The sequence below is a fragment of the Streptomyces sp. NPDC006476 genome (assembly GCF_040612015.1).
Taxonomy (GTDB): Bacteria; Actinomycetota; Actinomycetes; order Streptomycetales; family Streptomycetaceae; genus Streptomyces; species Streptomyces griseorubiginosus_B.
Genome location: NZ_JBEXPK010000020.1, coordinates 21,331 through 34,819 on the forward strand (window position 1 = coordinate 21,331; position 13,489 = coordinate 34,819).

Sequence of the window (13,489 nt, forward strand, 5' to 3'; positions counted from 1 at the left end):
TCTCGGCGGCCTCTCATCCCCGTCGGCCAGCATGAGCCGCATGACCGCCCCCCACTCTTCAAGCGCCCCCGCCCCCACCCAGAGCGTCCGCGGCGTCCGCAAGGCCGTCGTACCGGCCGCCGGACTCGGCACCCGCTTCCTTCCCGCCACCAAGGCCACCCCGAAGGAGATGCTGCCCGTCGTCGACAAGCCGGCCATCCAGTACGTCGTCGAGGAGGCCGCCGCGGCCGGGCTCGACGACGTCCTGATGGTCACCGGGCGGCACAAGCGGGCCATCGAGGACCACTTCGACAACGCCTTCGAGCTGGAGCAGGCCCTGGCGGCCAAGGGAGACGCCGTACGGCTGGACGCCGTGCGCGACCCGGCCCGGCTGGCCGGCATCCACCACATCCGGCAGGGCGAGCCGCTCGGCCTCGGGCACGCCGTGCTGTGCGCCCGCCGCCATGTAGGCGACCAGCCGTTCGCCGTCCTGCTCGGCGACGACCTCATCGACCCGCGCGAGACGCGGCTGAGCCGGATGCTCGACGTGCGCGACCACTACGCGGGAAGCGTCGTGGCCCTGATGGAGGTGCCGCCGGAGCAGATCCATCTCTACGGCTGCGCGGCCGTGGAGGCGACCGGCGAGGACGACGTCGTCCGGGTCACCGGCCTGGTGGAGAAGCCGTCCAGCCAGGACGCGCCCAGCACTTACGCGGTCATCGGCCGCTATGTCCTCGACCCGGCCGTCTTCGACACCCTCGAGCGCACCGGCCCCGGTCGCGGCGGCGAGATCCAACTGACCGATGCCCTGCAGGAGTTGGCCGCGGGCGGCACGGTGCACGGGGTGGTCTTCGACGGACCGCGCTACGACACCGGCGACAAGGCCGACTATCTGCGCACGGTCGTCCGGCTGGCCTGCGACCGGGACGACCTCGGCCCCGAATTCGTCGCCTGGCTCAAGGAGTTCGTCGCGGACCTGGAGGCCGGCACCGCCATCGGGCGCCGCCGCCGGATCGCGGCCTGACGTCACGGCAAGGGCCCGGGGACGACGTACTCCCCGGGCCGGGCCCCGCGACGGCGCTCAGCCGTTGGGACGCAGGGTCCACACGACGGTCATCTCACCAGTGACGGCACCGTCCGAGCGCCGGATCTCGATCGATACCGGGAACTCCGGGCGCTGTCCCGCGTCCAGTTCGGCCACGACGTCGATGGCCGGGCGGCCGAGGGTCGCGGTCGCGGTGACCGCCCCCATCGCCAGCTTGCGGTACCCGATCTCCGCGCTCACGGCCAGCGGCACGGCCCGCGCGAGCTGGTCCCCGAAGGCGGCCAGCACGATCGCCCCGCTCGCGGTCTCGCCGAGCGTGAACATCGCGCCGGCGTGCGGCCCGCCCACGTGGTTGTGGTACTCGCCCTGGTCCGGCAGGGTCACCACCGCCTTCTCGGGCGTGGTCTCCAGGAACTCGAGGTTCAGGGTCCGGGCCATGGGCACCGTCGCGGCCAGCAGCTCACCGACGGACATCTGATCTGCGCTCATGACCGGATGTTACCCACGGGTAGCTCGACTGGCCAGAGTGGTGTGACGAGCGCCGCTCCGCCCTTTGCTACGGCGTTGACGAGCCACAGTGACCGAATCGTGTCCCGGACGGCACTAGGGTTGCTGCCCATGTGGCCAGGACAGCAGCCGCCAGGGGGCGAGCAGAACCCGCAGGGACAGACTCCCCAAGGACCCGTCCCGCCGGTTCCGCAGGAGCAGCACAACCCGTACCAGCAGCCGGGTTACCAACAGCCGAATCCGTACCAGCAGCCCGGATACCAGCAGCCCAACCCCTATGCGCAGCAGCCGCAGTGGGGCGCGCCGGGACCCGTGGGCGCGCCGCAGCCGCCCAGCGGCGGCGGGGGCGGCTGGGGAGGCGGCAACAGGACGAAGGTGGTCGCGATCGTGGCCGCCGCGGCCGTGGTCGTGGCCGCGGGCGTCACCGGCGCACTGGTCCTGGGCGGCAGCAACGACGACAAGGCGGACGGCGGTTCGGGCGGCGACAAGCGGGCGAGCCAGTCGCCCACCACGTCCGCCGAGCCCAGCCAGTCAGCCTCCGACGACGATCCGCGCGGCGGCACCACCGAGAAGGCGACCATCGCGGGCTGGAAGGCCGTGGTGAACCCCAAGTGGGGCACCGTCTTCGACGTGCCGGCCGACTGGGAGGTCGACTCGCCGACCATGCTGATCGGCTTCGAGGACAAGAAGGACGCGAGCGCCAAGCCGCTGATCACCATGTCCGCGCCGGCGTACTACAAGTCCAAGTGGTGCACCTCCGACGACGACAAGGACGGCAGGACGGAGGACACGGCGCTCGCCGCCGTGGGCACCAAGGGAGCGGACGGCGCCAAGAGCACCGACCAGGTGGCCGTGAACCAGGTGCCCTGGTGGGTCTACGGCGGCTACACGCAGCCGGACAAGAAGAGCATCACCTACGACAAGACGGCCAAGAAGTTCACCACGGCCTCCGGCATCGAGGGCAGCTACGCCTGGGCCCGCTCCAAGAACAGCCCGCAGATCGGCAAGTCCAAGTGCGACAGTGACGGCAAGGCCATCACCTTCGGCTTCAAGAACTCCGCCGGGGACTTCGTCGCCTGGAGTCTCTACGGCGCGACGGGCGTCAAGGGAGAGGTCCCGGACGCGACCGTCATGAAGATCATGAGCACGGTGCGGCTGGCCAAGGAACCGCCGACCGGGGGCTGACCCGACGTCTCCGACCGTGGCCGACGAGGCCTCCGGTATGGCGCGGAAACGGTTTGGCAAGCGGGGGTCACGGCGGGGATAGTCGGCCGGTGACCTCCGCCGACGCCTCCGACAGCCCTCGCAGACCCGCCGGGGCCGGCCGCAACTACCGCCTGCTGACCGCCGCGGCGGTCGTCACCAACCTCGGCAGCAACGGTGCGCTGATCGCCTCCGCGTTCGCCGTGCTGGAGGCCGGCGGTGACGGCGGTGACGTGGGTCTGGTGGCGGCCGCGCGCACGCTCCCCCTGGTGGTGTTCCTGCTGATCGGCGGCGCGGTGGCGGACCGGCTGCCCCGGCATTGCGTGATGGTCACGGCCAACGCCCTCAACTGCCTGTCGCAGGCCGTGTTCGCGGCACTCGTCCTGGCCGGTCACCCCCGGCTGTGGCAGATGATGCTGCTCAGCGCCCTCGGCGGCACCGGCCAGGCCTTCTTCAGCCCGGCTGCCGAGGGCATGCTGATGTCGTCGGTGACGGGCGAGCAGGCCAGCCGCGCGTTCGCGCTGTTCCGGATGGCGATGCAGGGGGCGGGGCTGGGCGGGGCGGCGCTCGGGGGCGCGATGGTCGCCGCGGTCGGGCCGGGTTGGGTGCTCGCGGCGGACGCGGCGGCCTTCGCCGTCGCCGGGTCGCTACGGTCCTTCCTGGACGTCAGCCACATACCGCCGCGCGAGCCGGGCGGCGGGATGATCGCCGATGTGCGGGAGGGCTGGCGGGAGTTCAGCGGGCGGCCGTGGCTGTGGGGCATCGTCGTGCAGTTCTCGATCGCCAACGCGGTGCTCGGCGCCGCCGACTCGGTCTACGGCCCGCTCGTCGCCCGCGACGACCTCGGCGGGGCGGGCCCGTGGGGCCTGGCCCTCGGTTTCTTCGGCGCGGGCACGGTGGCCGGCGCCCTGCTGATGACCCGCTGGAAGCCGCGCCGACTGCTGCTGGCCGGCACCCTGTGCGTCTTCCCGATGGCCCTGCCGTCCGCGGCCCTCGCGATACCGACGCCGGTGGGAGTGCTGTGCGCGGTGATGTTCCTGTCGGGCTCGCTGGTGGAGGTGTTCGGGGTGAGCTGGATGACCGCGCTGCACCAGGAGATACCCGAGGAGAAGCTCTCCCGGGTCTCCGCCTACGACTGGTTCGGGTCCATCGCGCTGATGCCCCTCGCCGCGGCCCTGGCCGGCCCGGCCGAGGCCGCGCTCGGGCGCAGCGCCGCGTTGTGGGGCTGCTCGGCGCTGATCGTGGTCGTCACGGCGGCGGTCCTGGCGGTGCCGGACGTACGAAACCTACGCCGCGCCGGCCAGCCGCTCCTCCCCGAAACCCCGGACACCCCAGCCGATACCGAACGCCCCGTCGGGGGGCTCGGGTGAGGTAACAGCCTCCGATGATGAACTCCACCAGACCCGGCCCGAATTGCGCCCCGACCGAGAAGACACCCAGAAGCGGCGCGACAGGCCGGCCGCTCCTCCCCGCAACCCCGGCCACCTCAGCCGATACCGAACGCCCCGGCGGGGGGCTCGGGTGAAGGTACGCCGTCCTCGTCCCGCCCGGAACGCGCACCAACGATGAACTCCCCCAGCCCCGACCCGAATTGCGCCCCGACCGAGAAGACACCCAGAAGCGGCGCGACAGGCCGGCCGCTCCTCCCCGCAACCCCGGCCACCTCAGCCGATACCGAACGCCCCGGCGGGGGGCTCGGGTGAAGGTACGGCCTCCTCGTCCCGTACGGGGCGGGCCCCGGCGATGAAGTCCCGTAGGGGCGGCCCGTGTTCGACACGGGCGGGGAACGCGTCGGAGGCGGTGCGGCGGGTCAGGGTGGCGGTGTCCAGGGGGTGGTGCGCGGCGACGAGGACCGCGTTGCCGAAGCGGCGGCCACGCAGGACGGCCGGTTCGGCGATCAGCACGAGGTGCTCGAAGGCCGCGTCGAACGTGGCGAGTTGGGAGCGCAGGAAGGCGAAGGGCGAGGAGTCGGCGAGGTTGGCCAGGTAGACGCCGGTGCCGCGCAGCACCCGCTCCGCCTCGCGGGCGTAGGTGACGGAGGTGAGGTGGGCCGGGACGCGGGAGCCGCCGAAGACATCGGCGACGATGACGTCCGCCGAGTCCGCGGGGGCCGCTTCCAGCCAGGCGCGGGCGTCGGCGCCGTGCAGGGCGACGGAGGCGCCGGCCGGGAGCGGCAGATGCTCCACGACCAGCTCCAGCAGCCCCCGGTCCGCCTCGACGACGTCCTGCCGCGAACCGGGGCGGGTGGCGGCGAGGTACCGGGGCAGCGTGAGCGCGCCGCCACCGAGGTGCAGCACGTCCAGCGGACGCCCCGGTTTCGCGACGAGGTCCAGGACATGCCCGAGCCGCCGCGCGTACTCGAACTCCAGATGTTCCGGCTCGTCCAGGTCCACGTACGACTGCGGCGCCCCGTCGACGGTCAGCAGCCAGGCCCGCTCCCGGTCGACGTCGGGCATGAGCTTGACGACACCGAAGTCGGTGGTCCTGCTGACGGGGATGGGTTCGGTCACCTCCTCATTGTGGGGCCGGACGACGCCCCGAAGGGGCGCGGGGGCTGTGCGCCGGCCACGGCGGCCCCGCAGTCCCCCGCGCCCCTCGACCTCACTCCACGGTGGTCACGGTCCCGGCCCCCACGGTCCGCCCACCCTCACGGATGGCGAACCCGAGCCCGGCCTCCAAGGGCACGTCGCGCCCGAGTTCGACCGTCATCGTGACCGTGTCACCGGGCCGCGCGACGGCGACCTCACCGAGGTCGACGTCCCCCACCACATCCGCGGTACGGATGTAGAACTGCGGCCGGTACCCCGTGGACACAGGCGTCGTACGACCGCCCTCGCGCGCGGACAGCACGTACACCCGCGCCGAGAACCGCCGGCCCGGCACCACACTGCCCGGCGCCGCCACGACATGCCCCCGGCGGACCGCGTCCCGGGGCACGCCCCGCAGCAGCAGCGCCACGTTGTCCCCGGCCTGCGCCTCCTCCATCGGCTTGCCGAAGGTCTCCAGGCCGGTGACGACGGTCTCGACACCGGCGCCGAGCACTTCGACCCGGTCGCCCACCCGGACGACGCCCCGCTCGACCGCGCCGGTCACGACCGTGCCGCGACCGGTGATGGTGAGCACGTTCTCCACGGGCAGCAGGAACGGCGCGTCCAGATACCGCTCGGGCATGGGCACGTACGTGTCCACGGCGTCGAGCAGCGCCTCGACGGACGCCGTCCAGCGCGGGTCGCCCTCCAGGGCCTTCAGCCCGGAGACCCGTACGACGGGCACCGCGTCGCCGCCGTACCCCTGCGCGGTGAGCAGTTCGCGGACCTCCAGCTCGACGAGGTCGATGAGCTCCTCGTCGCCCGCGTCGGCCTTGTTGAGGGCGACGACGATGTGGTCGACGCCCACCTGCCGGGCCAGCAGGACGTGTTCGGCGGTCTGCGGCATGATCCCGTCGACCGCGGAGACGACGAGGATCGCCCCGTCGAGCTGCGCGGCCCCGGTGACCATGTTCTTGACGTAGTCGGCGTGGCCCGGCATGTCCACGTGCGCGTAGTGCCGGGTGTCGGTCTCGTACTCCACGTGCGCGATGTTGATGGTGATGCCGCGGTCGATCTCCTCCGGGGCCCGGTCGATGCGGTCGAACGGCACGAAGGTGCCGGTGCCGCGCTCGGCCAGCACCTTGGTGATGGCGGCGGTCAGGGTGGTCTTGCCATGGTCGACGTGGCCCATGGTCCCGATGTTCAGATGCGGTTTGGTGCGCACGTATGCCGTCTTGGGCATGGCTGTACCTCGAAGCCTCTCAGCGGTGAAGAAACGCGGGACCCCAGGGAGTGGCCGACCCTCCCCTTGCGGGGTCCGCCGGACGATCCGGAGAGGGTCAGCTTCGGGCGCCGTCGACTGCGGCCAGGAGGATCAGGACGGCAGCCTTCGGCGCATCCGCGTCTGCGGATGCTGCGAGGAGGAAGGCGTGCCGGAACATGGGATCGATCATCGCCGACGCCCTGTCCGACGTCGAATGGTTTTTCAGGGCGCCCGCGTGCGCGGGGCGTTCAGGCCCCGATGTTCTTCAGTGCCTCCCGCACCGACAGCGGCGCGAACCGCCCGCGCTCGCGTGCCAGGAAGGCCCGTACGGCCTCCGGGTCGGTCTTCGCGTACTCACGCAGGCACCAGCCGATCGCCTTGCGGACGAAGAAGTCGGGGTGGCCGGACTGGCGCAGGCAGTAGGTGAAGAGGCGTTCGGTGTCGGTGTGTTCCTTGTAGCGGAGCTGGTGGAGCAGGGCGGTGCGGGCGATCCACAGGTCGTCGTCGACGATCCAGGTGTCCATGTCCGCCTTGAGCGCGGGATCGGCGGCGACCAGGGCGCCCACGACGTGCGCGGCGAGCAGGTCGACGGTGTCCCACCAGGAGGTGGTGGCGATGAGGTGCCGGGCGACCGGGAGGAAGCCGGAGGAGCACACGCGCGCGTGGCGGCGCAGATAGTCGACGGCGAAGTAGTGGTACTCGCGTTCGGGCAACTGCCAGCAGCGCAGGGCGATCGCGGTGCAGTCGTTCTCGTCGGGGCGGGGCAGGCCGGCGACGACGGTGCGGGACAGGGCTCGGCGCACCGGCGTGGTGAGGCCCAGGAAGGGGGCCACGTCCTTCATGTACGCGCGCATGGGCGCCGCCCGTTCCGGGTCGGCGGCGGGCGCGTAGGTGGCGGTGAGCCGCTCCAGCACGGTGTCGGCGAGTGTGCTGAACGGCACACCCGTGGCGACCGCATCTGTGACGCTCATAAGACGAACCATACGGCGATCACACACATCCGTCGGTTAGTGTCGCCGGATGCTCGATGCCCACACCCGCTCTGGGGGCACCGCCACGGCCTCTCCCCGGGCCGCCGCCACGGAGCTCGCCGTTCCGGTGCCCGTAGCCGCTGTCGCCGCGCCCGTCCCACTGCTCGTACGCCTCGGCAGAGTGCTGCTGTCGCCCTGGGCGCGGCTGTCGTTGCTGGTCGCGCTGCTGACCGCGGCCGGGGCGAGCGTGCTGCTGTTCGAGCCGCAGAAGCTGCTCGCGGACGGCTGGCCACCGCAGTTGGGAGGCATGACGGCGGCCCTCGTGTTCGCCGTGGCGTACGGGCTGTGCACGGTGGCGTTCGTACCGCGCCCGCTGCTCAATCTGGCCGCCGGGGCGCTGTTCGGCTCCGCGCTCGGGTTGGCCACGTCGATGGTGGGCACCGTGCTGGGTGCCGGGATCGCCTTCGGGCTGGGCCGGGTGCTGGGTCAGGACGCCCTGCGGCCGCTGCTGCGCGGGCGGTTGCTGAAGGCGGCGGACGGCCAGTTGAGCCGGCACGGGATGCGCTCGATGCTCGCGGCCCGGCTGTTCCCCGGGCTTCCCTTCTGGGGCGTCAACTACTGCGCGTCCGTCTCGCGTATGCGCTGGACGCCCTTCCTGGTGGCAACCGCGCTGGGCTCGATCCCGAACACGGCCGCCTATGTCGTTGCCGGGGCCCGGGCCTCGGCCCCGACCTCGCCGCTCTTCCTGATCGCGCTGGCCGCCATCGCCCTGCCGACGGTGGCGGGGGCGGTGGTGGCCTGGCGCAAGCGGCACCATCTGCGCGGGGCCTGACTGCTACAGGCCTTCCAGGATCATCGCGTTGGCCAGTCCGCCCGCCTCGCACATGGTCTGCAGGGCGTAACGGGCGCCACGCGCGCGCATGGCGTGCACGAGGGTGGTCGTCAGACGGGTGCCGCTCGCACCGAGCGGGTGGCCGAGGGCGATGGCGCCGCCGTGCACGTTGACCTTGGCGAGATCGGCCCCGGTCTCCTGCTGCCAGGCCAGGACGACGCTGGAGAACGCCTCGTTGACCTCGAACAGGTCGATGTCGTCGAGGGTGAGGTCAGCCCTGCGCAGGACCTTCTCGGTCGCCGGGATCACACCGGTGAGCATGAGCAGGGGGTCGGAGCCGGTGACGGCGAAGCTGTGCAGCCGGGCGAGCGGGCGCAGGCCGAGGCGGGCCGCGGTCTCGCTGGAGGTGATGAGGACGGCGGAGGCGCCGTCGTTGATGGGACTTGCGTTGCCCGCGGTGACGTTCCACTCGATCTGCGGGAAGCGCTCGGCGAAACCGGGGTCGTGGTAGGCCGGCTTCAGGCCGGCGAGGATCTCGGTCGTGCTGCCGGGGCGCACGCACTCGTCGCGCGTGACGCCTTCCAGGGGGGCGACCTCGGCGTCGAAGAGGCCGTTGTTCCAGGCGTCGGCGGCCTTGCGGTGGGAGGCGACGGCGAAGGTGTCCATCTGCTCGCGGCTGATCGACCACTTGGCGGCGATCAGTTCGGCGCTGATGCCCTGCGGGACGAGGCCCTCCGGGTAGCGCTCGGCGACACCGGGACCGAAGGGGTCCTTGCCCGCGGGCACGTTCGACCACATCGGCACGCGGCTCATGGACTCCACCCCGCAGGCCACGACGAGGTCGTAGGCGCCGGAGATGACGCCCTGGGCGGCGAAGTGGACGGCCTGCTGGGAGGAGCCGCACTGGCGGTCGACGGTGGTCGCCGGGACCGTGTCCGGGAAGCCCGCTGACAGGACGGCGTAGCGGGTGGTGTTCATGGCCTGTTCGCCGACCTGGTCGACGGTGCCGCCAATGACGTCGTCGATCAGCGCCGGGTCGACGCCGGCGCGGTCGACGAGCGCGCGCAAGGTGTGGGCGAGGAGTTCGACGGGGTGCACGTGCGCGAGGGCGCCGCCCGGCTTGCCCTTGCCGATCGGGGTGCGTACGGCTTCGACGATGACTGCGTCACGCATGATGCGGCCTCCACGGCGGGGTCGGCAGGTGGGCCTACCAGTGAGGCCCACCAAGGAGACCCACCGATGAGCCCTACCGGCGAGTAGGAAATCCAAACTCACCATAGCTCCGTGAGTTGGAAAATCAAACCCTCCCCTAGACTGGGCTCCATGGCCGCACCCAAGGACCCGCGCCCCTGCTCGATCGCCGATGCGCTCGCGATCGTCGGCGAGAAGTACTCCCTGCTCGTCCTGCGGGAGGTGTGCCTGGGCAACGGCCGTTTCGATCAGTTGGTACGCAACATCGGCGCTCCGCGCGACGTCCTCGCCACCCGCCTGCGCCGCCTGGTCGACGCCGGGGTCCTGACCAAGCGCGCCTACAGCGAACGCCCGCAGCGCTTCGAGTACCGGCCGACGCAGGCGGGCCTGGAGCTGGAGCCGGTTCTGATGACCTTGAAGGAGTGGGGCGACCGCCACCTCCGCAACGGCACCGACCTCCCGATGGTGGTCGAGCACACCTGCGGCAACGAACTGATCCCCGTCGTCACCTGCCAGTCCTGCGGCGCCCCGGTCCACCACGAGGATCTGACGGCCCACCCCCAGGCCGAGGGCTGGACGGTCTCGGGCCCGACGGCGGCCTAGGACCCGGAGCCCCGGCTGGTCAGGACGGGACGAGGGCCTCGTTCCACTCCCGGATGTACCAGGACCTGACCACGCCGTGCAGCACGAACGGATCGCCGGCGACGAAGTCCTCGGCCGCCGCGCGTGTGGTGAAGACGGCCATCGAGCCCTCTTCCTGGGGATTGGCGAACGGGCCGATCATCAGCAGCTCACCGCGCTCGACGAACTCCTGGTAGCGGGCCGCGTGCGCGGCGAAGTGGGCGGGAGCCTTCGCGGCCAGGTCGTCGGCCGACTCGTAGAACACGACGTACTTCATCGGGCCTCCCGACGCTGGACCCAGCCGACGCCTCCAGGCTACCCGCCGGATGATCGGGGCGCCCGGTCACGGCGCCGGGTAGACGTTCAGCCGACCGCACATCCCGAATTTGCCGTACTCCGAGGGCAGTTCGGCCCGGACGACGGCCTCGGTGAGGTGGCTGACGTCGCCCTTCTCCAGGCGGGCCAGTTGCTCGCCCGTGGCCGCCGCTGCCGCCTGGGCGCCGGCCTGCCAGCGTTCCCGCCACTCGGACAGCCGGGGACGGACCAGGGCCGCGGCGGCGCGGTGGAAGGCGGCCAGGGGCTCCGGGCCGGTCGCCTCGCGCAGCCTGCGGTAACCCGCCAGGGCCAGGTCGCGGCGGGTCCGGGCGATCCGCTCGCGTTCCTCCTCCGGAGCGTCAGCCGGGATGCGCGTCACCGCGGCGTACGTCTCCGGGTCGGCCAGGTACTTCGGGGGCAGGGTGAGGACCGCGTCCCCCGCCTCCGGCAGGCCGCTGTTCTGCATCAGGACCGTGATGCGCAGCTCGTCCTCGTTGACCAGGCGGTGGATGGTGCCCGGCGTGAACCAGGCGACCGTCCCGGGCGCGAGGGGCGTGACCTCGTACCCGGACGTCGTGAGCGTCTGCACCGCGCCCCGACCGCCGGTGACGACGTACGCCTCCGAACAGGTCAGATGCATATGGGGAGTTCCGCCGCAGACCCCGTCGTCGGCGGGCCAGTCGTAGACGGACAGGTGCGACACCGCCACCCCTCCGGGCAGCCCGGTGAATCCGTCGGCGTTCACCACGGGTGCGCCTCCAGGTACTTGGCGATCTCCTCCCGCTCCCAGGCCCCGTCCGCCACGACGACGCGGTAGCGGCGGGAGAGGGTGTCGCCGGGGGCGAGTTCCAGTTCGTCGTAGAAGGCCCAGGAGGGGGCCACGGCCGCGAACGGGTCGTTGCGGACGAACCAGTGGGCGGGATGGGCGCCGTGGACGCCGAGGTGGTCGTTCTCGGGGGCGTGCGCGAAGACCAGGGTCGCGTGGCCATCGGTGCCGTCGTGCTCTCCGGAGTACGCGAGCCAGGGCGCCTGCTCGCCCATCAGACCGGGTCCCTCGCTGTCCGGGCCGATGATCCGCCCGTCCCGGAAGGCACGCGGGCCGCGCCAGAACAGCCCTGTGTAGCCCGCGAGTTCGCGTCCCGCGGTGGTCGGGCTGCCGAACCGCAGCGGCTCCTCACGGCGGTTGGTGATGGCGCTGGACCAGGTCAGCGCCCAGGAACCGGACTCCCGGTCGACGTCGTGGATCTCGACACGGCGCTCCTCGTCGGCCCACAGCTCGCCGCTGTACGGGTGCCAGGTGAGCCGTTCGGCGATGACCACCCGGTCGTCGTGGACGGCCACCTCGTCGAAGGCCACGTGCGCCATCGAGCCGACGCGTTCGGGGAGTTCGAGATAGCCCTCGCCGTGGACGTAGGAGTTGCCGCCCCACAGATTGGCGCCCGAGAGGTGCGAGGCGGTCAACTGCAGGCCCTTGTGCCAGCGGTGGTCGTTGGGCCGGTAGTCGGTGACGACGTCACCGGCGAGGGTGCGGATCGGATGGAGGTACGGCTTCGGGGCCTCCCACGCGGCCTCCGGGGCGTAGACGTAGCTCAACAGCTCGACACCGGTGACCGGTTCGCCGACCGTGATGCGGTCGCCGTGGGCGTGGACGAGGCGCAGGGCGCTCATGCGGACACCTCCTGGGAGACGGCGGCGACGGGAGTCCAGCCGGGCACGCCGCCGTGCATCGCCGTGTGGAACGGGTCACCGGGGCCGATCTCGCCGGCCCTCACGGTCGTGTCGGTGAACGCCGACTTGTAGAGCGCGGCGATCAGCTCCAGGCTCGTACGCCCGTCGGCGCCACTGCTGCGCGGCCGCTCGCCGGCCCGCATGCTCGCGACGAGCTCCCGCAGCTGCTCCAGGTGCGAGCTGGGCACGTCCGCACCGAAGTCCTGCCAGGCGGCGGCCTCCTCGCCGGGCACGTCCGGGGCCGGGGTGATGCGCCAGTCCGCGTTGGAGTGCCCGTAGAGGTGGGTCAGCTCGACGGTGGCGCGCTCGCAGTCGACGCGGATCCGGCTGACCTCGTCGGGGCTCAGCACGCTGTTGACGACGGTCGCCATGGCGCCGCTCTCGAAGCGCACCAGGGCGGTGGAGACGTCCTCGGTCTCCACGTCGTGCACCAGGCGCCCGGCCATCGCGCGCACCTCGCTCCACGGCCCGAGGAGGTCCAGCAGGAGGTCCATCTGGTGGATGCCGTGGCCCATCGCCGGGCCGCCGCCCTCGGTGTCCCAGCGGCCACGCCAGGGCACGGCGTAGTAGGCGGTGTCCCGGTACCAGGTCGTCTGGCAGTGCGCGACCAGCGGCCGACCCACCGCTCCCCCGGCGAGCAGCCGCCGCACGTGCCGGGTGCCGGAACCGAAGCGGTGCTGGAAGACGATCGAGGCGTACGGGCCGCCGTCCCCGCCCTCCTCGGCCTCCACGGCGTCGTAGTCGGCGAGCGTCGGCACCGGCGGCTTCTCGCACCACACCCACGCCCCGGCGCGCAGCGCGGCGATGCTCTGGTCGCGGTGCAGGGTCGGCGGGGTGCAGATGCTCACCAGGTCGGGGCGCTGCTCGCGCAGCATCCGCGCCAGGTCGGTGTAGGCGTGCGGGATCCCGTTCGCCCGGCTGAACTCCTCGACGGCCGTGGCATCGATGTCAACCGCCGCCACCAGCTCCGTCTCGCCCTCCTCGGCGAGCCTGGCCAGGGCGGGCAGGTGGGAGCCCCGTCCGATGGCGCCGATGCCGACGAGGGCGGCCCGGATGCGGCGGCCGGCGAAGGGCGCCGAGGGGGGATGGGTGTCGGGCGTGGGCATGGACGCGATCAGCACTCCTCCGGGAACGGCGGCCTTACCGGGAGACGTCGCAGCAAGCGCTTTCTCCTCTCCGGAAACGTAAGCTCCGCCCCCGCACCGGGTCAACCACCCGCCACCGAGGGCGTGGGGCACCCGTCGCACAGCGCGAAGGGCCGCCCCGATAGGCTTCCCCGCACACCCGTGATCACCACGCCCTGCG

At 72.2% G+C, this 13,489-nt stretch carries 14 protein-coding genes and 1 pseudogene; 5 read left to right on the forward strand and 10 right to left on the reverse strand.

Annotation, left to right across the window (positions count from 1 at the left end; translation table 11 throughout):
• The first annotated feature begins 40 nt into the window (after positions 1 to 40).
• A complete protein-coding gene (gene galU, locus ABZZ74_RS22985; RefSeq protein WP_356767708.1) occupies positions 41 to 1,003 on the forward strand; it encodes a UTP--glucose-1-phosphate uridylyltransferase GalU in 963 nt (320 codons plus the stop codon).
• Between the two features lie 57 nt (positions 1,004 to 1,060).
• Here galU and ABZZ74_RS22990 read toward each other — a convergent pair whose 3' ends face one another.
• Positions 1,061 to 1,513 (reverse strand): DUF4442 domain-containing protein, encoded by a 453-nt coding sequence (locus ABZZ74_RS22990; RefSeq protein WP_356767710.1) that lies wholly within the window; start codon positions 1,511 to 1,513, stop codon positions 1,061 to 1,063.
• Between the two features lie 129 nt (positions 1,514 to 1,642).
• On the opposite strand from ABZZ74_RS22990, the gene ABZZ74_RS22995 reads away from it, so the two are divergent.
• Both ABZZ74_RS22995 and ABZZ74_RS23000 read left to right on the forward strand, forming a co-directional pair.
• Positions 1,643 to 2,716 carry a hypothetical protein gene (locus ABZZ74_RS22995; RefSeq protein WP_356767712.1) on the forward strand — a complete coding sequence of 358 codons (1,074 nt, stop codon included), beginning with the start codon at positions 1,643 to 1,645 and terminating at the stop codon, positions 2,714 to 2,716.
• Between the two features lie 89 nt (positions 2,717 to 2,805).
• The gene (locus tag ABZZ74_RS23000) at positions 2,806 to 4,104 is read left to right on the forward strand and encodes an MFS transporter (protein ID WP_356767714.1); all 1,299 of its coding nucleotides are present in this window, start codon (positions 2,806 to 2,808) and stop codon (positions 4,102 to 4,104) included.
• Between the two features lie 116 nt (positions 4,105 to 4,220).
• On the opposite strand, the pseudogene ABZZ74_RS23005 reads toward ABZZ74_RS23000, so the two are convergent.
• The 4 genes and pseudogenes from ABZZ74_RS23005 to ABZZ74_RS23020 form a co-directional block, all read right to left on the reverse strand.
• Positions 4,221 to 4,328: pseudogene (locus ABZZ74_RS23005) on the reverse strand (spermidine synthase-like protein); the annotation flags it as partial.
• A gap of 70 nt (positions 4,329 to 4,398) precedes the next feature.
• Entirely contained in the window at positions 4,399 to 5,244 is an 846-nt protein-coding gene (locus ABZZ74_RS23010) for a fused MFS/spermidine synthase (protein WP_356767716.1), read from the reverse strand.
• 91 nt (positions 5,245 to 5,335) lie between these two features.
• Complete coding sequence (gene tuf, locus ABZZ74_RS23015; protein ID WP_356767718.1) at positions 5,336 to 6,505, reverse strand: elongation factor Tu; 1,170 nt, start codon at positions 6,503 to 6,505, stop codon at positions 5,336 to 5,338.
• Positions 6,506 to 6,774: 269 nt separating this feature from the next.
• On the reverse strand, positions 6,775 to 7,497 hold the full coding sequence (locus tag ABZZ74_RS23020; RefSeq protein ID WP_356767721.1) for a DNA alkylation repair protein: 723 nt from the start codon (positions 7,495 to 7,497) through the stop codon (positions 6,775 to 6,777).
• 49 nt (positions 7,498 to 7,546) lie between these two features.
• Between ABZZ74_RS23020 and ABZZ74_RS23025 the strand changes: the two genes are divergently transcribed.
• Positions 7,547 to 8,329 carry a TVP38/TMEM64 family protein gene (locus tag ABZZ74_RS23025; protein WP_356767723.1) on the forward strand — a complete coding sequence of 261 codons (783 nt, stop codon included), beginning with the start codon at positions 7,547 to 7,549 and terminating at the stop codon, positions 8,327 to 8,329.
• Between the two features lie 3 nt (positions 8,330 to 8,332).
• Here ABZZ74_RS23025 and ABZZ74_RS23030 read toward each other — a convergent pair whose 3' ends face one another.
• Positions 8,333 to 9,502 (reverse strand): thiolase family protein, encoded by a 1,170-nt coding sequence (locus ABZZ74_RS23030; RefSeq protein ID WP_356767725.1) that lies wholly within the window; start codon positions 9,500 to 9,502, stop codon positions 8,333 to 8,335.
• A 150-nt stretch (positions 9,503 to 9,652) separates the two neighbouring features.
• On the opposite strand from ABZZ74_RS23030, the gene ABZZ74_RS23035 reads away from it, so the two are divergent.
• Complete coding sequence (locus ABZZ74_RS23035; protein WP_356767727.1) at positions 9,653 to 10,123, forward strand: helix-turn-helix domain-containing protein; 471 nt, start codon at positions 9,653 to 9,655, stop codon at positions 10,121 to 10,123.
• 19 nt (positions 10,124 to 10,142) lie between these two features.
• Here the strand turns inward: ABZZ74_RS23035 and ABZZ74_RS23040 are convergent, their stop codons facing one another.
• From ABZZ74_RS23040 to ABZZ74_RS23055, 4 genes are all read right to left on the reverse strand, one after another.
• A complete protein-coding gene (locus ABZZ74_RS23040; RefSeq protein WP_208782384.1) occupies positions 10,143 to 10,418 on the reverse strand; it encodes a YciI family protein in 276 nt (91 codons plus the stop codon).
• Between the two features lie 66 nt (positions 10,419 to 10,484).
• Positions 10,485 to 11,204: a cupin gene (locus ABZZ74_RS23045; RefSeq protein WP_356767729.1), complete on the reverse strand. Its 720-nt coding sequence runs from the start codon at positions 11,202 to 11,204 to the stop codon at positions 10,485 to 10,487.
• A complete protein-coding gene (locus ABZZ74_RS23050; protein WP_356767731.1) occupies positions 11,198 to 12,124 on the reverse strand; it encodes a PmoA family protein in 927 nt (308 codons plus the stop codon). Before ABZZ74_RS23050 ends, ABZZ74_RS23045 begins: the two co-directional genes overlap by 7 nt.
• On the reverse strand, positions 12,121 to 13,290 hold the full coding sequence (locus ABZZ74_RS23055) for a Gfo/Idh/MocA family oxidoreductase (protein WP_356767733.1): 1,170 nt from the start codon (positions 13,288 to 13,290) through the stop codon (positions 12,121 to 12,123). The genes ABZZ74_RS23050 and ABZZ74_RS23055 overlap by 4 nt, the downstream gene beginning before the upstream one ends.
• Positions 13,291 to 13,489 lie beyond the last annotated feature (199 nt).

What these genes read in the sequence shown, in the direction of transcription:
- ABZZ74_RS23020 (WP_356767721.1), bottom strand. Translation starts at nt 7,497, where the DNA reads ATGAGCGTCACAGATGCGGTCGCCACGGGTGTGCCGTTCAGCACACTC.
- ABZZ74_RS23040 (WP_208782384.1), bottom strand. Translation starts at nt 10,418, where the DNA reads ATGAAGTACGTCGTGTTCTACGAGTCGGCCGACGACCTGGCCGCGAAG.
- galU (WP_356767708.1), top strand. Translation starts at nt 41, where the DNA reads ATGACCGCCCCCCACTCTTCAAGCGCCCCCGCCCCCACCCAGAGCGTC.
- ABZZ74_RS23030 (WP_356767725.1), bottom strand. Translation starts at nt 9,502, where the DNA reads ATGCGTGACGCAGTCATCGTCGAAGCCGTACGCACCCCGATCGGCAAG.
- ABZZ74_RS23050 (WP_356767731.1), bottom strand. Translation starts at nt 12,124, where the DNA reads ATGAGCGCCCTGCGCCTCGTCCACGCCCACGGCGACCGCATCACGGTC.
- ABZZ74_RS22995 (WP_356767712.1), top strand. Translation starts at nt 1,643, where the DNA reads ATGTGGCCAGGACAGCAGCCGCCAGGGGGCGAGCAGAACCCGCAGGGA.
- tuf (WP_356767718.1), bottom strand. Translation starts at nt 6,505, where the DNA reads ATGCCCAAGACGGCATACGTGCGCACCAAACCGCATCTGAACATCGGG.
- ABZZ74_RS23055 (WP_356767733.1), bottom strand. Translation starts at nt 13,290, where the DNA reads ATGCCCACGCCCGACACCCATCCCCCCTCGGCGCCCTTCGCCGGCCGC.
- ABZZ74_RS23035 (WP_356767727.1), top strand. Translation starts at nt 9,653, where the DNA reads ATGGCCGCACCCAAGGACCCGCGCCCCTGCTCGATCGCCGATGCGCTC.
- ABZZ74_RS22990 (WP_356767710.1), bottom strand. Translation starts at nt 1,513, where the DNA reads ATGAGCGCAGATCAGATGTCCGTCGGTGAGCTGCTGGCCGCGACGGTG.
- ABZZ74_RS23025 (WP_356767723.1), top strand. Translation starts at nt 7,547, where the DNA reads ATGCTCGATGCCCACACCCGCTCTGGGGGCACCGCCACGGCCTCTCCC.